21 protein-coding genes and 1 tRNA gene are annotated in these 19,752 nt (G+C 65.0%); 8 read left to right on the forward strand and 14 right to left on the reverse strand.

Annotated features, from left to right (window positions below; translation table 11 throughout):
- Positions 1-41 precede the first annotated feature (41 nt).
- The 3 genes from GW587_RS23770 to GW587_RS23780 are packed head-to-tail and all read right to left on the reverse strand — an operon-like array spanning position 42 to position 3,548.
- A complete protein-coding gene (locus GW587_RS23770) occupies positions 42-791 on the reverse strand; it encodes a LytR/AlgR family response regulator transcription factor (RefSeq protein WP_166107302.1) in 750 nt (249 codons plus the stop codon).
- The gene (locus tag GW587_RS23775; RefSeq protein WP_166107304.1) at positions 779-1,909 is read right to left on the reverse strand and encodes a sensor histidine kinase; all 1,131 of its coding nucleotides are present in this window, start codon (positions 1,907-1,909) and stop codon (positions 779-781) included. Before GW587_RS23775 ends, GW587_RS23770 begins: the two co-directional genes overlap by 13 nt.
- Before the next feature lie 4 nt (positions 1,910-1,913).
- Positions 1,914-3,548, reverse strand: a complete 1,635-nt coding sequence (locus tag GW587_RS23780) for a Na+/H+ antiporter (protein WP_166107306.1) — start codon at positions 3,546-3,548, stop codon at positions 1,914-1,916.
- Positions 3,549-3,657: 109 nt separating this feature from the next.
- On the opposite strand from GW587_RS23780, the gene GW587_RS23785 reads away from it, so the two are divergent.
- From GW587_RS23785 to GW587_RS23795, 3 genes are all read left to right on the forward strand, one after another.
- Positions 3,658-3,733, forward strand: a tRNA-Gly gene (locus GW587_RS23785).
- A gap of 128 nt (positions 3,734-3,861) precedes the next feature.
- Entirely contained in the window at positions 3,862-4,821 is a 960-nt protein-coding gene (locus tag GW587_RS23790; protein WP_166107308.1) for a chemotaxis protein, read from the forward strand.
- Between the two features lie 93 nt (positions 4,822-4,914).
- The gene (locus GW587_RS23795; RefSeq protein WP_166107310.1) at positions 4,915-5,496 is read left to right on the forward strand and encodes a DJ-1/PfpI family protein; all 582 of its coding nucleotides are present in this window, start codon (positions 4,915-4,917) and stop codon (positions 5,494-5,496) included.
- On the opposite strand, the gene fghA is transcribed toward GW587_RS23795, so the two are convergent.
- Positions 5,486-6,331 carry an S-formylglutathione hydrolase gene (fghA, locus tag GW587_RS23800; protein ID WP_166107312.1) on the reverse strand — a complete coding sequence of 282 codons (846 nt, stop codon included), beginning with the start codon at positions 6,329-6,331 and terminating at the stop codon, positions 5,486-5,488. The genes GW587_RS23795 and fghA overlap by 11 nt on opposite strands.
- Positions 6,332-6,416: 85 nt before the next feature.
- Between fghA and GW587_RS23805 the strand changes: the two genes are divergently transcribed.
- Together GW587_RS23805 and GW587_RS23810 are read left to right on the forward strand one after the other, a co-directional pair.
- Positions 6,417-7,604, forward strand: coding sequence for a cation:proton antiporter (locus tag GW587_RS23805; RefSeq protein WP_166107314.1), 1,188 nt, complete (start codon positions 6,417-6,419; stop codon positions 7,602-7,604).
- Positions 7,604-8,722: a YbdK family carboxylate-amine ligase gene (locus GW587_RS23810; protein WP_166107316.1), complete on the forward strand. Its 1,119-nt coding sequence runs from the start codon at positions 7,604-7,606 to the stop codon at positions 8,720-8,722. The genes GW587_RS23805 and GW587_RS23810 overlap by 1 nt, the downstream gene beginning before the upstream one ends.
- Positions 8,723-8,759: 37 nt before the next feature.
- Here the strand turns inward: GW587_RS23810 and GW587_RS23815 are convergent, their stop codons facing one another.
- The 3 genes from GW587_RS23815 to GW587_RS23825 form a co-directional block, all read right to left on the reverse strand.
- Positions 8,760-9,494, reverse strand: coding sequence for a transporter substrate-binding domain-containing protein (locus tag GW587_RS23815; protein ID WP_166107317.1), 735 nt, complete (start codon positions 9,492-9,494; stop codon positions 8,760-8,762).
- A gap of 62 nt (positions 9,495-9,556) precedes the next feature.
- The gene (locus tag GW587_RS23820) at positions 9,557-10,534 is read right to left on the reverse strand and encodes a gamma-glutamyl-gamma-aminobutyrate hydrolase family protein (protein ID WP_166107318.1); all 978 of its coding nucleotides are present in this window, start codon (positions 10,532-10,534) and stop codon (positions 9,557-9,559) included.
- Between the two features lie 113 nt (positions 10,535-10,647).
- Complete coding sequence (locus tag GW587_RS23825) at positions 10,648-10,821, reverse strand: hypothetical protein (RefSeq protein ID WP_166107319.1); 174 nt, start codon at positions 10,819-10,821, stop codon at positions 10,648-10,650.
- Positions 10,822-11,111: 290 nt separating this feature from the next.
- On the opposite strand from GW587_RS23825, the gene GW587_RS23830 reads away from it, so the two are divergent.
- Positions 11,112-11,312 (forward strand): hypothetical protein, encoded by a 201-nt coding sequence (locus GW587_RS23830; protein ID WP_166107320.1) that lies wholly within the window; start codon positions 11,112-11,114, stop codon positions 11,310-11,312.
- Positions 11,313-11,369: 57 nt separating this feature from the next.
- Here the strand turns inward: GW587_RS23830 and GW587_RS23835 are convergent, their stop codons facing one another.
- The 6 genes from GW587_RS23835 to GW587_RS23860 all read right to left on the reverse strand — a co-directional run bounded on the left by GW587_RS23835 (position 11,370) and on the right by GW587_RS23860 (position 17,120).
- Positions 11,370-12,296: a LysR family transcriptional regulator gene (locus GW587_RS23835; protein ID WP_166107321.1), complete on the reverse strand. Its 927-nt coding sequence runs from the start codon at positions 12,294-12,296 to the stop codon at positions 11,370-11,372.
- The gene (locus GW587_RS23840; RefSeq protein WP_166107322.1) at positions 12,293-13,438 is read right to left on the reverse strand and encodes an FUSC family protein; all 1,146 of its coding nucleotides are present in this window, start codon (positions 13,436-13,438) and stop codon (positions 12,293-12,295) included. Before GW587_RS23840 ends, GW587_RS23835 begins: the two co-directional genes overlap by 4 nt.
- Positions 13,439-13,545: 107 nt before the next feature.
- The gene (locus tag GW587_RS23845; protein ID WP_166107323.1) at positions 13,546-15,264 is read right to left on the reverse strand and encodes a thiamine pyrophosphate-dependent enzyme; all 1,719 of its coding nucleotides are present in this window, start codon (positions 15,262-15,264) and stop codon (positions 13,546-13,548) included.
- Positions 15,265-15,277: 13 nt separating this feature from the next.
- Positions 15,278-15,661 carry a 4-fold beta flower protein gene (locus tag GW587_RS23850; protein ID WP_166107324.1) on the reverse strand — a complete coding sequence of 128 codons (384 nt, stop codon included), beginning with the start codon at positions 15,659-15,661 and terminating at the stop codon, positions 15,278-15,280.
- A 125-nt stretch (positions 15,662-15,786) separates the two neighbouring features.
- Positions 15,787-16,221, reverse strand: coding sequence for a DoxX family protein (locus GW587_RS23855; protein WP_207393623.1), 435 nt, complete (start codon positions 16,219-16,221; stop codon positions 15,787-15,789).
- Positions 16,218-17,120: a LysR family transcriptional regulator gene (locus GW587_RS23860; protein ID WP_166107325.1), complete on the reverse strand. Its 903-nt coding sequence runs from the start codon at positions 17,118-17,120 to the stop codon at positions 16,218-16,220. The genes GW587_RS23855 and GW587_RS23860 overlap by 4 nt, the downstream gene beginning before the upstream one ends.
- A 223-nt stretch (positions 17,121-17,343) precedes the next feature.
- Here GW587_RS23860 and GW587_RS23865 point away from each other — a divergent pair, with 223 nt between their 5' ends.
- A complete protein-coding gene (locus tag GW587_RS23865; protein ID WP_166107327.1) occupies positions 17,344-18,330 on the forward strand; it encodes an Lnb N-terminal periplasmic domain-containing protein in 987 nt (328 codons plus the stop codon).
- A 41-nt stretch (positions 18,331-18,371) separates the two neighbouring features.
- On the opposite strand, the gene GW587_RS23870 is transcribed toward GW587_RS23865, so the two are convergent.
- A complete protein-coding gene (locus GW587_RS23870) occupies positions 18,372-18,698 on the reverse strand; it encodes a flagellar basal body rod C-terminal domain-containing protein (RefSeq protein ID WP_166107329.1) in 327 nt (108 codons plus the stop codon).
- A 132-nt stretch (positions 18,699-18,830) separates the two neighbouring features.
- On the opposite strand from GW587_RS23870, the gene GW587_RS23875 reads away from it, so the two are divergent.
- A complete protein-coding gene (locus GW587_RS23875; RefSeq protein WP_229259624.1) occupies positions 18,831-19,730 on the forward strand; it encodes a substrate-binding periplasmic protein in 900 nt (299 codons plus the stop codon).
- Positions 19,731-19,752: the final 22 nt, after the last annotated feature.

Below are 19,752 nucleotides of genomic sequence, written 5' to 3' on the forward strand. Positions count from 1 at the left end.
TTGGCGTGGGGCGAGCCGGGCGGCGGCGCGCGGACGCCGGGTTATTCGAGTCGCGCCATCACGTCGGCGCGGTATTGGCGGCTGCATGGGACGCGGGCACCGCCGCGCAGTATCAGTTCGCCGTCGCCCTTGTCCAGGGTTTGGACGCCGGCGATCCAGTCCAGCTGCACAGCTGCGCGGCGGTGGCAGCGCTGGAAGCGCGGGCCGAGTTTTTCCAGCAGGCCGGCCAGGGTTTGGCGCATCAGGGGCTGGCCGTCGGCGGTGTGCAGGACGACGTAGTTGTCGGCGGTTTCGATCCACTGGATTTGCTCGACTTTGATGATGCGCATGCCGTTGCGGTCGGGGATCAGCAACTGGTGGACGTCGGGCATCGCCAGGGCGGGTGCCGGCGCGGCGTTCGCGGCCGGTGCGTCTTGCCGTGCCGGCGCTAGGCGTGGCGTCAGGCGGTCGCGCACGCGTTGCAGCGCGCGTTGCAGGCGGGCCTGGTCGTAGGGTTTGAGCAGGTAGTCGATGGCGTTGGCGTCGAAGGCCTGGATCGCGTATTCGTCGTAGGCGGTGACGAACACCACCAGCGGCGCCGGCGACGGCAGCGAGGCCGCCACGTCCAGCCCGGTGATCTCGGGCATCTGGATGTCCAGCAGCAGCAGATCGGGGACGAACGCGGGCAGGCGCTCCAGCGCGTCGATGCCGTCGCGGGCTTCTTCGATGGCGGTGATGTCCGGCTCCTGCTCCAGCAGGCGGCGCAGTTTGTCGCGCGCCGGGCGCTCGTCGTCGACGATCAGGACACGCATGGCAGCCGCATTTCTGCCCGCACACCGGCGGGCGACAATTGAATCAGCTCGAACGAAGCCCGTTCGCCGTACAGCGACGACAGGCGCTCCCGCAAATTACGCACGCCGATGCCGCCGCCTTTCGCCGTCGCATCCGCGGCTGGCGCCGTGTCCGACGCGCCGGCGCGCGCGGCTTTGCCGGGCTGGCCGGCCGCCGTCGTTGTGGCGAGCGTGCCGCCGTCGTCCTCCAGCCGCAGCACGACGTCGTCGCCTTCGCGTTGCACGGCGATGGTGATCGCGGTGGCCTGGCGGCGCTTTTCGACGGTGTGCTTGAAGATATTCTCCAACAACGGCTGCATGCTCATCACCGGCACTCGCGTCGCGAGCAGCGCCTCGTCCACGCGCCAATCGATCCGCACCCGATCCGAGAACCGCTCGCTCATCAACGCCGCGTAACCGCGCAACAAGCGCAGCTCCACCTCCAGCGACACGCTATGCTGGCCGCTGACATCCAGCGTCACCCGCAACACATCCGCCAGCTGAATCAGCATCGCATCCGCGCGCGCCACATCGCTGTGCATCAGCGACGAAATCGTATTGAGCGCATTGAACAAAAAGTGCGGCTGCATCTGCTGCGTCAGCGTCAGCAGCTGCGCCTCGCGCATCGCCGCATTGGCCCGCTCCACGCGCAACTTCTCGTTCTGCATCGCGTGATACGACAGCACACCGAACATGATGGTGGTGAAGATGCTGAAGTACACCGTCATCTTGATGTCTTCGTACAGAAAAGTCTCGGGCCACGGCGTATGCGTATAGACCTGCCCGGCCAAGCCATAGATCGCATGCCGCAGGCCGAACGCCATCGGCACGAAGCCCACCCAGTACACCGGCAGCCACACCAGCTGCCGCGCGAACCAGCGAGCCGGCGATCCAAGCAGATGGTCGTACTTGCGCGTGAAGCGCCGCTGCAACAGCAGCAGCACCGTGCCGGTCAGCGCCGACGACGACTCCCACAGGATGGGCTTCCACACATCGTGATGACTCTCGCGCAGGTACTCCTGCACGGCGGTGACGTTCATCAGCAGCCAGAATAAGGCCCAGGCGACGGCGATGGTGATCTGAGTTCGTTTTGGCAGCATGGCGTCAGCGGTAGCGCGCTTCCATCAGGTCGATCTCGCGCACCAGCTTGCGCGAGATGGCGTCGGAGATCTGTTCATGCCGCGCCAGGTCGAACACGGTGCGGCGCTCCGCATCCAGCGCCGCCAGCCGCAGCTCCTTCTCCGCATAGTCGGTCTTGCGCCACGCATGCTCGCTCTCCGGATCGATCTCCTTCAGCTTATGCTCGTAGAACGAGATCACCCGCGCCGCCGCCTGCGGGTACACGTCCGGATCGACGCAGGCTTCGGACTCCATCAGCGCGATCTGCGTCTTCTCGATGGCGTCGATGGCCGCGTTGGCCGCCGCGCGCCGCGCCAGGTCTTCCTCCTGCTGCTCCTCCGGCTCGGCCGGGAAGGTCATGCCGGCCAGCAGCCGGGGCAGGACGATGCTGGCCGTCAGCAGCGAGATCAGGATCACCGAGCAGGCGAGGAAGATCGTCAGCGCACGCGCCGGGAAGGGCGAGCCGTCCGGCAGCACCAGCGGCAGCGTCAACACGCCGGCCAGCGTGATGGTGCCGCGCGCGCCGGCCAGCGTGGTCGCCAGCAGCAGGCGCGGATTGATCTTGCGGCGCGGCAGATGGCGGATGGTCTGCTTGAAGATGGTCAGCCGCAGCGAGGCCCAGACCCAGAACAGGCGCAGCACCAGCAGCCCGGCGGTGATGGCGAAGGCATACACCACCAGCCACCACGGGTTCAGATGGCCGCTTTCCTCCAGCGAGATGCTGGCGCCGCGATAGATGTCGGGCAGCTGTTCGCCGAGCAGCACGAACATCACGCCGTTGAGCGCGAACTGCACCGTGTCCCAGACCGCGGAGCGCTGGATGCGGGTGCTGGCGTGTGCGTGGCCGCTCAGTTCCACGTAGCTCATGGTGACGCCGGCCGCCACCGCCGCCAGGATGCCGGAGGCGTGCAGGCGTTCCGCCACCAGATACGCGCCGAACGGCAGCAGCAGGTTGACCAGGATCGGCGAGCCGGCCGGTTCGCCGAAGTGGCGCGTCAGCCAGCGCTGCACCACGGTCACCAGCATGGTCACGCCGACGCCGGCGCCGATGCCGGCCACCACCAGCCAGACAAAGGTGAGGGCGGCGGTTTGCAGCGAGAAGGTGCCGGTCAGCGCCGCCGCCACCGCGAAGCGGAAACATACCAGGCCGCTGGCGTCGTTGAGCAGCGATTCGCCTTCGAGGATGTGCATCAGCCGCTTCGGAATCGGCGCGTTGGCGGCGATCGAGCTGACCGCGATTGGATCGGTCGGCGAGATGATGGCGGCCAGCGCGAACGCCACCGGCAGCGGCATCGCCGGAATCAGCCAGTGGATCAGGAAGCCGGCGCCGACCACGGTGAAGATCACCAGGCCCAGCGCCAGCTCCAGGATCGTGCCCTTGTCGCGCAGCAGGCCGCTCTTGGGGATGCGCCAGCCGTCGAGGAACAACAGCGGCGGCAGGAACACCAGGAAGAACAGGTCCGGCTCCAGGTCCACGCCGTGCGAGGACTTGGCGGCGATCAGCGCGCCCAATGCGATCTGCACCAGCGGCAGCGGTATCGCGCGCGGCAGCAGACGCATGATGTAGGCGCTGGCCACCACGGCAAGCAGCATGACCAGCACGACTTCGATTGAATCCATTCCTGTCCTTTAAGTTATCTATGACAAGAATACACTATCGACGTTTTGACAAAAACTTGGCGTGGGGCACTGGCGAAACAGAAATCTTTCTGTCATAATCTTGGCTTCTGCGGGAGTAGCTCAGTTGGTAGAGCGCAACCTTGCCAAGGTTGAGGTCGAGAGTTCGAGACTCTTCTCCCGCTCCAGAATATTAAAAGAGAAGCCTCCGGGCTTCTTTTTTTTATGCCATTTCGTTGTTTATCGTTCTCGAAAACAACTTCCTTGCTGTTGCTAACGTTATACTGGCTGCGGACCACCGAGGGAGACGAAATCCATGAAATCAGTTCAGCAGGAAGTTGATGAGCGCAGTAATTTAACCAACTCCAATAAATTCGAACTGCTGTTGTTCCGCCTGGGCGGCGACGCCAAGGGCGAACATTCCGAGTTGTTCGGTATTAACGTCTTCAAAATCCGCGAGATCGTCGCGATGCCCGAAGTAACCGCTGTGGCCGGATCCCCGCCACACATGCTGGGCGTCGTCAATCTGCGCGGACAAATCATCACGGTGCTGGATTTGCCAGGCATCGTCGGTGTGACCCCAAAAACCGGTCTGAATATCATGTTGGTCACTGAATTCGCGCGCACCACGCAAGCGTTCGCGGTCGAGTCGGTGGACGAAATCGTCCGCCTGGACTGGAGCCAGGTGCTGACCGCCGAAGGCACGGCCGGCGGCAAGGTCACCAGTATCGCCCGCGTCGACGGCGATGTGCAGAACACCCGCCTGGCGCAAGTGCTGGACGTGGAAACCATTCTGCGCGAGCTGGTGCCGCCGGAACGCGACGACATCGACCCGGAAACCATCGGCCCGAAAGTGCTGCTGAAGGCCGGCGCGGTGATCCTGGCCGCCGACGATTCCGTCGTCGCGCGCAACCTGATCGAAAAAGGTCTGGACGCGATGGGCGTGCACTTCATCATGACCAAGTCGGGCAAGGAGGCGTGGGAGCGCCTGCAGCATATCGCCGACGGCGCCAAGGCCGAGGGTGTGCCGATCAGCGACCGCGTCGCCATGGTGCTGACCGACCTGGAGATGCCGGAGATGGACGGCTTCACGCTGACCCGCCTGATCAAGCAGGACGCGCGCTTCAGCAAGATTCCGGTGGTGATCCATTCTTCGTTGTCGGGCAAGACCAACGAAGACCACGTCAAAGGCGTGGGCGCCGATGCGTATGTGGCCAAGTTCTCGGCCGAGGATCTGGCCGGCACCATCCGCAGCGTGTTGAGCAAAGCCGCATAGCAAGCGCACGGCGCGTTCGCGCGGATCGCGGTAGTATCGAAGGACCGTGACGGAGACGTCGCGGTCCTTTTTACTTTTTCGAAAGGATACACCGTGGCAGCCAAGAAAATTCTATTCCTGACCGGCGACTTTGCGGAAGATTACGAGACCATGGTGCCGTTCCAGGCGCTGCAAATGGTCGGCCATACGGTGCACGCGGTCTGCCCGAACAAGCAGGCCGGCGACACCATCAAGACCGCCATTCACGATTTCGAGGGCGACCAGACCTACACCGAGAAACCGGGCCATCTGTTCGCATTGAACGCGGATTTCGCCACCGTGGATGTGGCGCAGTACGATGCGCTGATGATCGCCGGCGGCCGCGCGCCGGAATACCTGCGCCTGAATCCGCGTGTGATCGAGATCGTGCAGCAGTTCGCGGCGGCGGCCAAGCCGATCGCCGCCGTTTGCCACGGCGCGCAGCTGCTGGCGGCGGCCGATGTCATCCGCGGCAAGACCATCTCCGCGTATCCGGCGTGCGCACCGGAAGTGAAACTGGCCGGCGGTAACTACGCCGACATCGCGGTCGACCAGGCGGTCACCGACGGCAACTTCATCACCGCCCCGGCCTGGCCGGCGCATCCGGCGTGGCTGGGGCAGTTCCTTCAGCGCCTGGGCACGGAAATTAAACTGTAGCCAGCCGCTGCGCGTGGAAGCGGATGTGGTCTTCCATGAAGGTGGCGATGAAGTAGTAGCCGTGATCGTAGCGCGCATGCCGCCGCAGTTCGAGCGGCTGCGCGGCGCTCGCGCACGCGGCTTCAAACGCTTCCGGATACAGCTGTTCGGCGAGGAATTTATCGCCCAGTCCCTGGTCGATCAGGATGCCGGCCGGGAAGGGCGTTTGCATGCCCGCCATCAGCAGGCTGGCGTCGTGCGCCGCCCAGGCGCTTTGATCCTGGCCGAGATAGCCGGTGAAGGCCTTTTTGCCCCACGGGCATTGCGACGGCGCGGCGATCGGCGCGAATGCCGACACCGACTTGAACGCGTCCGGCCGCCGCAGCGCCAAGGTCAGCGCGCCGTGGCCGCCCATCGAGTGGCCGAAGATGCCGATGCGTTGCGCATCGACCGGCAGCTCCCGCGTCACCAGTTCGCGCAGTTCGTGGATGTAGCTTTCCATGCGATAGTGCTTGGCCCATTCACCTTCGGTCGCGTCGAGGTAGAAGCCGGCGCCGACGCCGAAGTCCCAGCTGTCGGTCTCGCCGTCGACGCCGGCGCCGCGCGGGCTGGTGTCGGGCGCGATCAGCATCAGGCCGGCCTCGGCGGCCGCGCGCTGGGCGCCGGCCTTGGTCATGAAAGTCTCTTCATTGCAGGTCAGGCCGGCGAGGTAGAACAGCGCCGGCACCTTGCCTTGTTCCGCCGCCGGCGGAATAAACACGGAAAACCGCATCGGCAGACCGATCTCGCGTGACTCATGACGATAAAAGCGTTGCATACCGCCAAAACAGGCGTGTTCGCTGATTAATTCAAGCATATGGCTTCCTTATGTTCCCTAGCGCACAGTGAGAGTGCCCGTAATTGTTCAGAATTGTACAAGTATCTTTAAAAAGGAGAAGTACATGCCGGATATTCAGGTCGTATTGACCGAACTAGGCTGGCCTCTAGCCGTTGCATTGGCTTGGTTGTCGGGTGAATTCATGCATCGCTGGACGCGCCTGCCGCGCATCAGCGTCTATGGTGTAGTTGGTTTCCTGTTGGCGCAGGCATTTCCCGACGCCCTCAGCAGCGGTCCCTCAAGCACGGTCACCGTGCTGGCCAATCTGGCTTTTGGACTGATTCTTTTCGAATTCGGTTACCGCATCAATCTGCGCTGGTTGCGCATCAATCCCTGGATCGCCGTCAGCGGGCTGGCCGAATCGGCCGCCACTTTCGGCGTGGTCTATCTGATCGCGCATCTGACCGGCATGCCGTCGCTGACGTCGCTGCTGTTGGCGTCGCTGGCCATGTCCACCTCGCCGGCCGGCGTGCTGCGCGTGATTAACGAGGAAGACAGCTCCGGCCAGGTCACCGAACGGGTGCTGCACCTGGTCGCGATCAACTGCGTACTGGCGGTGTTCACCTTCAAGGTGGTGGTCGGCTTCTGGGTGTTCCAGACCTCCGGCAGCCTGACGCAGGCGATCTCGCACAGCCTGATCGAGCTGGCGGTATCGGCGGCGATGGGCGCGGTGCTGGGCATGCTGGTGCCGGCGGTGTTGCGCCGCATGGGCAAGCTGGCGCAGGACGGCACCATCGCCTTCGCGCTGGGCGTGATCCTGCTGGTGGCGATGGCGCGCGCGTTCGACGTTTCGCCGGTGCTGGCGACGCTGACCTTCGGCCTGGCCGCGCGTCACAGCCGCGTCGCGTTCAGTCGCACCGAGCGCAACTTCGGCGGCATCGGTGAATTGATCACCGTGCTGCTGTTCGTGTTCGCCGTGTCGACGCTGGACTGGGAGCGCGTGGTCGACGGCCTGGGCCTCGGCATGCTGCTGTTGCTGGCGCGCTTTCTGGTCAAGGCGCTGGCGGTGGGCGCCTTCGCGCACGTCGGCGGCATCTCGTGGCGCAAGGGGCTGCTGACCGGCATTGCGTTGGCGCCGATGTCGGTGTTCGTCACGCTGCTGCTGGAACAAACCAAATACATGGGGATCGTGCTGGTCGACGAGCTGGCCGCGCTGGCCGCCATGACGCTGGTGCTGGAAGTGTTCGGCCCGATCATCACGCAACGCGCGCTGGTATGGGCGAACGAAACCCCGAACAAGGAGGAACGCTAATGGCGTTGGAAGAATTCAAATCATCGAAGCCGCTCACCATGGGCGTGGAACTGGAGCTGCAACTGGTCAGCCTGTCGGATTACGACCTGACCGCCTCCAGCCCGGATCTGCTGCACCTGCTGAACCGCAAACCGTTTCCGGGCAACGTGACGCCGGAAATCACCGAGAGCATGATCGAGATTAACAGCGACGTGCACACCAACCACGCCGAACTGCTGGCGCAACTGCAGCTGACCCGCGATGTGCTGGTGCAGGCCGGCGAGCAGCTCAACATCGGCATCTGCGGCGGCGGCACGCATCCGTTCCAGAAGTGGTCGGAGCGGCGCATCTTCTCCAAGCCGCGCTTCAAGGAGGTGTCGGAGCTGTACGGCTATCTGGCTAAACAGTTTACGATTTTCGGTCAGCACGTGCACATCGGCTGCGAGTCGGGCGACGACGCGCTGTTCCTGCTGCATTCGCTGAGCCGCTACGTGCCGCATTTTATCGCGCTGTCATCGTCGTCGCCGTATGTGCAGGGGAACGACACGCTGTTCAATTCGGCGCGACTGAATTCGGTGTTCGCCTTCCCGATGAGCGGCCGCGCGCCGTTCACGCAATCGTGGTCGACGTTCGAGAACGAGTACTTCGCCAAGATGGAGCACACCGGCGTTATCAAGAGCATGAAGGACTTTTACTGGGATATCCGTCCGAAGCCGGAATTCGGCACCATCGAGCTACGCGTGTGCGACACGCCGCTGACGGTGGACCGGGCGGCGGCGCTGGCGGTGTACCTGCAGTGCTTGTGCCGCTATCTGCTGGAGCGCAAGGAGGAACCGCCGGTGGAGGACGACTACCTGGTCTACAACTACAACCGTTTCCAGGCCTGCCGTTTCGGCCTGGACGGCACGGTGGTGCATCCAAAGACCTACGAAAGCCTGTCGCTGCGCGAGGATATCCTGACCACGCTGCGCAAGATGGAGCCGCACGGCGCGGCGTTGGGCGCGACGGCCGGATTGCAGCATCTGATGCAGGTCACGCACGAGGGCAGCGACGCGCACTACCTGCGCCAGCAGTTCGATCGCAGCGGCAGCGCCGAAGGCATGGTCGACGCGGCGATCCAGCGTTTTCGCCGGGGGTGATCCGGAGCGGTGGCGCGCGACGCCTCCGCTTCGGCGGCTATTTGAACGTGATCGCCTTGTTGAGGCGGGCGATTACGTCGTCGGGGACGCCTTTGCCGCACATGATGTAGCGCTCGGTGCCGTGCGGCATGTCCTTGAAGCGCAGCAGGCGCAGGTTGCGCGTCTGCTCGCCGTCATGGTGCGCCATGATGTAGTTGCCTTCCTCTTCAGATACGAACATCATGTCCACCATGCCTTTGCTGATCGACTGCACCATTTTGCTGGTTGGCGAGGTGGAGATGGCGATGGTCGGGTGCAGCTCGCGCAGCAGCTTGTCCAGCTCCGCCCCGTAGGAGTAGTTGTCCTTGACCAGCACCCGCGTCTCGGCGTGCCGCAGCAGCGCGTCCAGCGTCGCGTCGCTGCGCGCCGCCAGCGCGGTGTTGGCCAGCACCAGCCACTCCTTGTCGCGATAAATCGGCTTGGTGTATTTGGCGTAGCCCTCGCGCTCCTCGACCCGGAACCAGCCGACGGCGCAGGCGCGCTGCTTCGGATCCTTGATCATCATCAGCTGACGATTGGTCGGCAGGTTGCGCCAGACCGTGCGAACGCCGGCGGTCTGGAACGCCTGCACCGCCGGCGTGGCGGTGAGGCCGCTGGGCGGACCGTCGGCATGCGCCATCATGTACGGCGGGCGTTCGCTGTAGGTGACGGTGATGGCGTCGTCGTCCGCCACGGCCGGCGTGGCGAACAGGCAAGCTGCGGCTATCAGGGCGGCGCGGCGCAACGGCATCATGGAACACCTTTTGTAAAAGATGCCACAGTTTATACCGGGCCAAGCCGGTTCGCCAACGAGTTTTAGAAGCGCGTCTCGCGTGCGACGCGCAGAAAATTATCCAGGATGCCGGTGCAGTCCATCAGCTCGACCCCGCCGGCGCGGTGGAATTCCGGGTGCCATTGCAGGCCCATCACGAACGGTGCCTTGCGGTAGCGGATTGCCTCGACCATATTGTCCGGCACCGACAGCGCCTCCACCGTCATATCCCGCCCCAGCGTCTTGACCGCCTGGTGGTGGATGGAATTGACCATCCCGCGCGTCTGCCCCTTGAACATGCGTGCCAGCGAGGAGCCGGCCGGGAAGCTGATCTCATGGCGGTTGCGGTCGTACTCGTCGTTGACGTGGGCCAGCGAATCGGGCACGTCGGAGGCGATGTCCTGGTACAGCGAGCCGCCGAAGGCGACATTGATCAACTGGCAGCCACGGCAGATGCCCAGCACCGGCTTGCCGGCCTCGACGAATTCATGCAGCAGTTCCAGTTCGTACATGTCGCGCGCGCGGTCTCCGCCCCATTCGGGCCGGGTCGGCGTTTCCGAGTAACTTTGCGGCGAGACGTCGGCGCCGCCTTGCAGCACTAGGCCGTCCAGGTGCTTGGCGTAGTCGCGCAGGCGGATATTGGAGGGGTGCAGCAGGCCTTCGGTGTTGACGGTCGGGATCATGAACACCAGCACGTCGCGCGACATCACCCACTGGGCGATCGATTCCTCAAGGTATTGCAGGTTCTTGCTGCGCAGGCCGGTGGCGCCGGGTTCGGGGTGGAAGATCCGCGCCGAGACGCCGATGTGCAGCGGGCGCTGGATGATGTGGCGGGTGGCCGCCGCAGCGATGCGCCGGTAGCGCGCCATGATGACCCGGCCCCACAGGCTGAACACGGTGTCGCCGGGATCGAGATAGCGTGGCGTGCCGTTGTCCTGGGGTGTGGCGCGGCGATCGTGGTCGCTGGCGCGGCGGTGCGGATTGTCCTGCGGTGGTTTGCTGCCGTCCGGTCCTTCGCTCATGCGCGCTCCTGTCTGTTTGCCTTGCGCATAGTGTGACACAGGTGCCGTTCTTGAGTCGCCCGCTTAGAGCTTTGCCGCAACATGTCGACGGGCGCTTGCGCGCCCGTCTGGTCTTACTTCGATTTGCTTGCCGCAGGCTTCTTGGCGGTGGACTTGTTGCCGGCCGACGCCGACTGGCTGTTGCCCTTGTCGCTGCCGCCGTTGCCGGCGGCGGAGGACTTGGCGCCTTTCGCTTCCTGCACGCTGCTGTTGCCGCCGTTTTTGCCGCCTTGGGTAGGTTTGCTCATGGTCTGCTCCGTCGTTGGATGGCGCTTTAGGGAATGGCAAGCGCCTTGCCATGAAAGTCATCATAGATGAGTTATCGAAAGCGACTGTAGGAAGGATGCCCGTCCGGTTGTAGGGGCTTTTGCAGGGCAACCGTCAGTCTCGGCAGCAGGTAACCGCGATTCGCAAGACGCAGGGAATGTCCTACGCCGACGCGGCCACACCGCTCTACGCGCCGCCGGCAGCGCGACATACGATAGCCACTCCCCGCCGCGCCGACGTGGCGGGACTTTCTCATCACTGGAGACACATCATGGCGACTTCGAATCAGGACGACAAAGACACCCAGGGCGGCAAGCAGGGCGGCCAAGGCAATCAAGGCAAACAGGGCGGCAAGAGCCAGCAGAGCGATACCGGCGGCCGCAGCAAGAGCGGTTCGACCGGCGGCACCCAGGGCGGCACGCCGGAGCAGCACGCCGAGGCCGGGCGTCAAAGCCACAAGAATGACCGCTGATCGCAAGCGGTCGGCATAGCGTGGACGGCGGCCCTGGGCCGCCGTTTTATCGTCCGCTCAGGTCAGCTGGGCGCGTAGCCAGCTTTGCGCCGGGTCGTCGTCATTGCGTCCGTGCCAGATGGCTTGCATCACGCGGCTGCGCACGGCATAGGGCGGGGGCGCGACCAGCAGGCCGTCGCGGTCCGCGAGCAATTGCGCGAGCGACGAGGGCAGCACCGCCAGCATGTCGCTGGCTTGCAGCAGCGATGGCACGGCAAGCGCGTGCGGCAGCAGGATGCGCAGCCGCGCGGTCTCGGGCAAGGCGGCGCGGTCGAACATCTCGGACTCGCGCGCCAGTCCGCGTTCGGACAGATAACCATCCACCGCGCCTTCCTCGGCGCCGCCGAGGGACACCGCGATCAGTGGATACAGCGCGAGGTCGTCGGACGTGATCGTGCGGCCGGCCAGCGGGTGGTTGGGGCGCATCGCCAGCGTATCGGTCTGGGTCCACAGCGGCATGGCGTTGAAGCGCGGCGGGATTTCGGCGAACACGCCGATCGCCAGGTCGATGCGGCCCAGGTCCAACTGGCCGGCCAGGTCGATGCGGGTCGCCGGCCGGATCACCAGGTTCACCAGCGGCGCCAGGTCTTGCAGCTTGCGGCTGAAGCGTTCCAGCAGCAGCAGGGTGACGTAGTCGCTGGCGGCGATGACGAACTCGCGGCGGGTGGTGGCCGGCGTGAAGGCAGCATTGCCCAGTGCGCCGCCGATCTGCTGCAGCGCGTCGCGCAGCGGCGCCGCCATCGCGCGGGCGCGGGCGGTCGGTTGCATGCCGCTTGCGGTGCGCACGAACAATTCGTCGCCCAGCGCTTCGCGCAGGCGCGCCAGCGCGTGGCTGATCGCGGACTGGCTCAGATTGAGCCGCTGCGCGGCGCGTTGCAGGTTGCGCTCCTCGAAAACGCAGTTGAAGACGCGGAGCAGGTTGAGGTCTATGCGGTCGACATTCATGGCGGTATCGGGCTTGGACGTAGTGGCGATAATATCGCACAGATCGCGGTCAGCACGAACACGGAGAGGGTCAGGCCGGCGGCGTCGTGCAGGTATTGGTGGCCGGCGCCGGCCGGGTAGGCGAGCATGCAGAGTGTGATGCTGTAGCCCAGGCCCTGGCCCAGCGATTCGGGCTTGCCGGTCATCCAGGCGCCGGCGGCCAGCGCCGGCGCGAACAGCAGCCAGGGCGATGCCGGCAGCAGCGGGTAGCACCATTGCAGCGCCAGGCCAATGGCGACGGCGAGCAGCGTGCCGGCCGACATCTGCAAGGCCATGCGCACGGGCCGCGCCGACAGCGCCACCAGCGCGCAATCGACGGTGGCGTTCAGGGTCGCCATCGGACCGCCGCGCCAGGAGGTCGCCAGCCACAACGTGGCCATCAACGCGATCGCGATGGCCGGATGCAGGCCGGCCAGCGAGGCCGTCGCCGCAGCAGGCCTGGCAGGCGAAGCTGGCGCCGGCCCCGGCGCTCGCGATGGGCCAGCCAACGTCGCCAAGCCCGCCCGGGGCGGGGCCGGCGGAAGCCGTGGCCAGCGTCTCGGCGGCGGTGCGCCTGGCGCCGGTAGCTGCCGTTGAGGCGATGCCGATGGCGACGAAGCGCGCGGTGCTGTGGAGGTGGCGGCATGGGCCGGGATGCCGTCCTGCCGGCGGCCGCCATTGAGGAAGGCCACGGCGCCGGCGCACGCCACGCCGATGGCGACTTCCGCCAGCCGGTTGCCGGCGCCGGCACCGATATGCGACGCTTCGAAAGCCAACGGAATACCGACCACCACCGGCGTGTATCCGGTCAGGACGATGCTGTAAGCCCGCAGTTTGTCGTGAAACGCCGCGATAACGGTGAACAGCGTCACCCACCCGCCGATGGCCGCCAACAGCCTGGCCGGCGACGCGGAAAACAACGAGGAGATAGCCCAGGCGGCAAGCACGCCGGCGACCGTCCCCGCCAGCCGATAGCCGCCCTTGGCGTACACCTGTTCGGGCTGCGGCTGCATCACGATAAACACGCACGCCATCGCGATCTGCGGCGCGGGAAGGCCGCACCAGACGGCGAGGTTCATGGCCAGCAGAGTGGCGGCGACGGTATTGAGGATGTGACGCGGCACGGCATGTCTCCGGCAATGAAAGATTGCCGGCAGAATGCCACGCGTTCAGCCGCTGCGGAAGCGACGATTATTCAAGATCATCATGCAGCGCATTCATCGCGCCGAGTTCAAGACTTGATGAAGTTATCCTTGATCAGGTCGACCACATCGCCGCCGCGCCCGTCGAAGATGGCCTTGGCCGAATACAGCGCGGTGCCGAAGATCTGCTTGGCCTCCAGCACCGGCGGCATCACCAGCTCCAGCCGGTCGGTGGTGACGTCCAGCAGCGCCGGACCGGGATGGGCCAGCCAGGCCAGCACCGCAGCCTCCAGTTGCGCCGGCTTCTCGACGCGGATGCCATGGATGCCGATCGCCTCCGCCACCCGCGCGAAATCCGGATTTTGCAGATTGGTGTAGGCGTCCAGCAGGCCTTCCACCTTCTGCTCCAGTTCCACGAAACCCAGCGAGCCGTTGTTGTAGACGGCGATCTTGATAGGGATATTTTCCTGCACCGCCGTGATCAAGTCGCCCAGCAGCATGGTCAGCCCGCCGTCGCCGCACAGCGCGATCACCTGGCGATCCGGGAAAGCCTTCTTGGCGCCGAGCGCCTGCGGCATGGCGTTGGCCATGGTGCCGTGGGTCAGGCTGATGATGGTGCGCCGTTTGCCGGTGGCGCGCGTGTGACGCAGCGCCCAGACCATCGGGCCGCCGCCGTCGGCGGTGAAAATGGCGTCGTCGGCCGCGTGGCGGTCGATCATCGCGGTCAGGAATTGCGGGCGTATCAAGTCGCCGTCGCCGGCGGTGGCGCGTTCATTCAGGTGCGCGGTGACTTTGCGGTGGCGCTCCAGACAGTCGTCGAGGAAGGCGCGTTCGCTGCGCGCGGTCAGGCGAGGCAGCAGGGCGGCCAGAGAATTGCGGATGTCCCCGACCACGCCCACTTCGACCGGATGGCGGCGTCCCAAATGCGACGAGTCGATGTCGATCTGGATGATGCGCGCGTGGCTCGGGTAGAACTGGCGCCAGGCGAAGTCGCAGCCAAGCAGCAGCAGGGTGTCGCATTCGGAGACCGCATGGTAGCCGGAGTCGATGCCGAAGATGCCGGTCATGCCGACGTTGTAGGGATTGTCGTATTCGACGAAATCCTTGGCGCGCGAGGTGTGCGCGAACGGCGCCTGCAAGCGTTCGGCCAGTGCGACCACTTCATCGTGCGCGCCTTCGCAGCCGGAGCCGCCGTAGATGGCGATCTTCTTGCCCTCGTTGAGGATGGCGGCGATGCGATCCAGCTCACTCGCCGACGGCGTGATGTCCGGGCGCGCCAGGTGCACCGCGAAATCGGGTTCGTCGGCGGCCGGCGCCTTGGAGACGTCGACCGGCAGGATGATGACGGCGACGCCGCCCTTGCTCAACGCGGCCTGCGCTGCCATGGCGGCGATGCGCTTGGCCTGGGCCGGCGAACGGATCTCCTGGCAAAACACACTGCACTGGTCGTAGATCGGTTTGTAGTCGACTTCCTGCGGGAAGTCGAAGCCGAGTTCCTCGCTGGTGATCTGGCTCGCGATCAGCACTACCGGCGAGCGGTTGCGGTGCGCCTCGAACAGGCCGTTGACGAAGTGCAGGCTGCCCGGTCCGCATGAACCGGCGCACAGCGTCAGACGCTTGGCCAGCGTGGCCTCGGCGCCGGCGGCGAAACCGCCGACTTCCTCGTGGCGCACGTGGACCCATTCGATCTCGCTGCGGCGGATCGCGTCGGTGATGTAATTCAGTGTATCGCCGGGGACGCCCCAGCAGTGCTTCGCTCCGGCCTGCTGGAGCGTTTCGATGATGACGTCGGCGACGAGTTTTGCCAATTCACGCTCCCGGTCAGTTGGCGTGCATGGCGATCACACCGGCGTAACGCGACGCCGGCGGCCGCGGTGGCGGCAACGGCAGCGGCAGCGGCGAAATCGGCGCGCGCTGGTGGCGACCCTTCAGCAGCGGGATGTGCGGACGGCGCGAAAAAGCCGGCATTTGCGCCGGGACCCGCTCGGCCAGCTGCGGCGTGCAAGCGTGTTGCAGCATGCCGACGATCTGGTTGTGCAGGTCGTACAAGGTGCTGATTTCGAACCAGCCGATGTGGTCGCCGTTGAGGGCGTAGACACCGTTGCCGACCAGCCAGGACGTCACGTCCCCCTTGGGCGAGCGGAAGCAGTGTTCATCCAGTATCAGCACCGCGGTGCCGTTGCGATCAATAATCCAGTCTGCCATAACGCCTCCCTGTGTCGGTATTAACAGCATAGCCGCCGCCGATCGGGATGTTTGTTCGTTGCCGTACACAACTTGATAGGCGGGGTCAGTTCCGGCATCGTGCCACGGGCTCAACCGTAGCGCAGCTACGGTTGAGCCCGTGGCACGATGCCGGAACTGACCCCGCCTGAGGTACTCCAATAGATTAGCAACAGCAACAACGCCTGGATCGGCAGGCGCAGCCACAGTGCCCACAGCGGCACCGGGAACAGTTCGGGGTGCTGCAGCATGTAGATATGGCACGGCGTGACCGCCAGCGTCAGGAGCATCAGGCCGATGCCGGCGGCCTTGCGCGTGCGGGGCGTCAGGATGCCGAAGGCGCCCAGTAGCTCGAACACGCCGCTGACCAGCACCGCCGCCACCGGCCACGGAATGTAGGGCGGCACGATGCTGGCCTCGGTGTCGGTCGCGACGAAATGCGCGATGCCGCCGACGAAAAACCAGATGAACACGAACGCCAGTCCGGCGAATTGCCGCTTGCCGATCCGGCGCGTGCGCCATGCTTGGGTGAGAGCGTTCAAGGGATGGCCTCCGTAAGGGTGTGCACCAGCCGGTCTGCGAACGCGGCCACCAGCGGATCGGCCTCGCGCCGGCAGGCCAGCCCGACGCTGGTCGTCAGGCTACCTTGCGCCAGCGTGATGAAGCGCACGCCTGCCGGCGCCGTCAGCCGCATGCACTCCGGCACGATGGCGATGCCGAGGCCGGCCTCGATCAGATTCAGTTGCGACGACTTGCGCGACAAGGCGCGCGCCGGCTTGGGAAAGAAGCCCTGTTCCAGGCACAGATTGGCCACCAGGTAGCTCAAGCCGCCACGGTCCTTGTGCGGGATCGAGATGAACGCCTGGTCGCTCAGCTGCGCCAGCTCGACGTTGTCCAGCGCGGCCAGCGGCGAATCCCGCGACACCGCCACCATCAGCCGCTCGGTCGTGACCTGCCGCACGTGGATGTGCGGATGGCGACGCAGCGTGGGCAGACGCAGCAGACCGATGTCGGCGCGGCCTTCCTCGATCTCCAGCGTCTGGTTTTCGGATGGCAGCATGGAAACATCCAGCGTCACGCCGGGGAATTCGCCGAGCAGCAGGGCGAGGGCAGCGGTGATCTGCGGCGTCAGGATCACCGAGCTGGAATGCTGCAAGCGGATCACGCCCTGCGCGCCCTGGCCGACGTGGCGTGCCTGCACCACGGTGTCGTCGATCTCTTCGAGGATGCGCTTGGCGCGCTCGAAGAACAGGTGGCCGGCCGGCGTCAGTTCGAACTGGCGGGCATCGCGGGTCAGCAACTGGGTCCGCAGCTCGTCCTCCAGCTCCTTGATCTGGCGGCTCAGCGCCGACTGCGCGATGTACAATTTTTCGGCGGCGCGGGAATAACTTCCGGCCTCCACGATTTCGACAAAGTATCTAAACTGTTTAAGGGAAATCACCGTTATGCCGTTTCGAGATAGATGGCCGCCGTATTTGATATTGGATCGTCAGCGGCGGCGCGGTTAAAGTGAAGCGTCTCTTCTTCATTAACGGAATCAGCCATGTTGGAACTGATCGGTATCGTCGGCGTGGTGCTGAGTATTGCAGTAAAAGTGATCTGCGTCCAGATAGGTTGCGCGAACGGAATCGACGAGAAGCACGATTAGCCCCCATAATCGGGGCATGACAAAACGCTACCTTCTCGTCGCCGGCATGCTGCTCGGCTCCATCGTCTTCGCCATGTTCGCGGTGTGGGGCGGCTTCGCGTTGTGGTTTCAGCTGCCGGTTGGGGCGCTGGCGCGCAAGGCGGCGGTGGCCGCGTGGATCGTGTTCTGCGTCGGTACGCTGGCGCTGTGGTGGTGGCAGCGGCATCTGCTGTTGATGGCGCCGTGGTTGCTGGCGCTGCTCGTCATCATGGGATGGTGGAGCACGATCAAGCCCTCGCACGACCGCGTGTGGGCCGACGATGTCGCGCGCATGGTCACCGGCAAGGTGGACGGCGGCATCGTCACCTTGGACCAGGTGCGCAACTTCGACTGGCGCAGCGACCAGGATTACACCGTGCGCTGGGAGGCGCGCCGCTACGACCTGGATCAACTGCGTTCGGTCGATGTGGCGATGTCGTACTGGATGGGGCCCGCCATCGCGCATACGCTGGTGTCGTTCGGCTTTGCGGACGGGCGTTATCTGACGTTCTCGATCGAGATCCGCAAGGAGAAGGGCGAGAGCTTCGATGGTCTGGCGGGCTTCTTCAAGAAATACGAAACGGTACTGATCGCCGCCGACGAACGCGACATCCTGCGCGTGCGGACCAACGCGCGCGGCGAGGACATGTGGCTGTACCGCTTGAAGATGAAGCCGGAGACGATGCGGTCCCTGTTCATGGCGTATCTAGGGGAAGGCGAGGCCTTGAAGCGCGCGCCGCTGTTCTACAACACGCTGACCGGCAATTGCACCACCATCATTTTCGAGATGGCCCGGCATATCGCGCCGGGCTTGCCGCTGGATTGGCGCTTGCTGGCGTCCGGCTACCTGGACCGCTACCTGTACGACATCGGCGCGCTTGCCGGGCAGGGCGACTTCGCGGCGCGGCGCGAGGCCGCCCACATCACCGCCAAGGCCCGCGCGGCGGACCAGGCGGTAGATTTTTCGGACCGTATCCGCCGCTGAGGGTTCGGATCGTCGTCGGCACGATCCTGGCGGCGGGACTCTCAGGCCTTGATGTCGATCAGCGTGCCGAGATTCTGGTCGGCGGCCTGGATCACTTTCGCGGACAGGTCGAACTGCGCTTTATAGACCAGCGAATTGGTGGTCTCGACCGCGAGGTTGGTGGCGCTGGGCGCTTCCGTTTGCAGCAATTCCTGGCCCCGGAAGGAAATCGTGACGCCGGTGCCGGCCGGGCTGCTTTCGGCGAAATTGGCCGAAGCCGGCTGGAAGCCCTGCGTGCCGATGTTGGCGATCGCGTGCGCGCTGTTGCCCAACGCGCGTTCTGCGGCGTTGAGTCCGGTTACTCCTGAGCTCAGTACGGCGATGGCCATGTTAATTTCCCTTCGGCAATAGATCGTAGTGTACACGCATGTCGGCGGGAATGCACGCGGCTGATTAAAGTTTCAGCACCCAGTGTTGCAGGAATCGTTGATAGCTTGACAAGGGTGGGTGGCGGGTGCAGCATGCTCGAACCTATCTTTTCGGAAGTTCCCGCCATGTGCGTGCTGCGCCGTCTGCTGTTTTTCTGCCTGCTGTGGAGTGGTCTGGCGATGGCGGCGCCGATCACCATTCATTATCCGCGCACCGCCAGCGTCGACGGCGGGCACGGCGAGTATGGCCTGGCCCTGCTGGAGCTGGCGCTGGCGAAGGCCGGCGGCCATTACAAAGTCGAGCTGTCGCCGGCGCCGATGCAGCAGAACCGCGCCATCGTCGAGCTGCAAGCGCGGATGGGGAAGATCGATGTGGTCGGGACGATGACCTCGGCCGAACGCGAGGCGGCGCTGCTGCCGATACGCATTCCGATGACGCGCGGGTTGATCGGCTGGCGCATCGGCCTGCTGCGTTCGGACCACCTGGATCTGTTGCGCGAGGTGCGCGACCTGGATGACCTGAAGTCCTATACCGCCGGGCAGGGCCACGACTGGCCGGACATCGCCATCCTGCGCCACAGCGGCCTGAAGGTGTCGCCGGTGACGGTTTACAGGGATTTGTTCGGACTGCTCGGCGCCGGCCGCGTCGATTGGGTGCCGCGCTCGGTCAACGAGATCTGGGCGGAGGCGGAACGGCATCCGGAGCTGGTCATCGATCCCTATGTGGCGCTGCGTTATCCCACCGCCGATTATTTTTTCGTCAGCCGCGCCAAGCCGGCGCTGGCCGAGGAGATCCGACGCGGCCTGGAGGCGGCGCTGGCGGACGGCAGCTTCGAACGCCTGTTCCATCTGCACTACGGCCCGCTGATCCGCAAGGCGCGCTTGGACCAGCGTGTCCTCATCGAGCTGCCCAATCCGCTGCTGACGCCGGAGACGCCGCTGTCGCGCAAGGAACTGTGGCTCTCGATCGATGACCTGAAGCGCCATCCCTGACCGCTGTTTTTTTTACTAAGGA

Source organism: Duganella aceris, from assembly GCF_011090165.1.
Classification (GTDB): Bacteria; Pseudomonadota; Gammaproteobacteria; order Burkholderiales; family Burkholderiaceae_D; genus Rugamonas; species Rugamonas aceris.

Bases quoted from the DNA above. Each gene is read 5' to 3' on its own strand.
- GW587_RS23770 (WP_166107302.1), bottom strand. From the start codon at position 791: ATGCGTGTCCTGATCGTCGACGACGAGCGCCCGGCGCGCGACAAACTG.
- GW587_RS23775 (WP_166107304.1), bottom strand. From the start codon at position 1,909: ATGCTGCCAAAACGAACTCAGATCACCATCGCCGTCGCCTGGGCCTTA.
- GW587_RS23780 (WP_166107306.1), bottom strand. From the start codon at position 3,548: ATGGATTCAATCGAAGTCGTGCTGGTCATGCTGCTTGCCGTGGTGGCC.
- GW587_RS23790 (WP_166107308.1), top strand. From the start codon at position 3,862: ATGAAATCAGTTCAGCAGGAAGTTGATGAGCGCAGTAATTTAACCAAC.
- fghA (WP_166107312.1), bottom strand. From the start codon at position 6,331: ATGCTTGAATTAATCAGCGAACACGCCTGTTTTGGCGGTATGCAACGC.
- GW587_RS23805 (WP_166107314.1), top strand. From the start codon at position 6,417: ATGCCGGATATTCAGGTCGTATTGACCGAACTAGGCTGGCCTCTAGCC.
- GW587_RS23810 (WP_166107316.1), top strand. From the start codon at position 7,604: ATGGCGTTGGAAGAATTCAAATCATCGAAGCCGCTCACCATGGGCGTG.
- GW587_RS23815 (WP_166107317.1), bottom strand. From the start codon at position 9,494: ATGATGCCGTTGCGCCGCGCCGCCCTGATAGCCGCAGCTTGCCTGTTC.
- GW587_RS23820 (WP_166107318.1), bottom strand. From the start codon at position 10,534: ATGAGCGAAGGACCGGACGGCAGCAAACCACCGCAGGACAATCCGCAC.
- GW587_RS23825 (WP_166107319.1), bottom strand. From the start codon at position 10,821: ATGAGCAAACCTACCCAAGGCGGCAAAAACGGCGGCAACAGCAGCGTG.
- GW587_RS23830 (WP_166107320.1), top strand. From the start codon at position 11,112: ATGGCGACTTCGAATCAGGACGACAAAGACACCCAGGGCGGCAAGCAG.
- GW587_RS23835 (WP_166107321.1), bottom strand. From the start codon at position 12,296: ATGAATGTCGACCGCATAGACCTCAACCTGCTCCGCGTCTTCAACTGC.
- GW587_RS23850 (WP_166107324.1), bottom strand. From the start codon at position 15,661: ATGGCAGACTGGATTATTGATCGCAACGGCACCGCGGTGCTGATACTG.
- GW587_RS23865 (WP_166107327.1), top strand. From the start codon at position 17,344: ATGACAAAACGCTACCTTCTCGTCGCCGGCATGCTGCTCGGCTCCATC.
- GW587_RS23870 (WP_166107329.1), bottom strand. From the start codon at position 18,698: ATGGCCATCGCCGTACTGAGCTCAGGAGTAACCGGACTCAACGCCGCA.
- GW587_RS23875 (WP_229259624.1), top strand. From the start codon at position 18,831: ATGCTCGAACCTATCTTTTCGGAAGTTCCCGCCATGTGCGTGCTGCGC.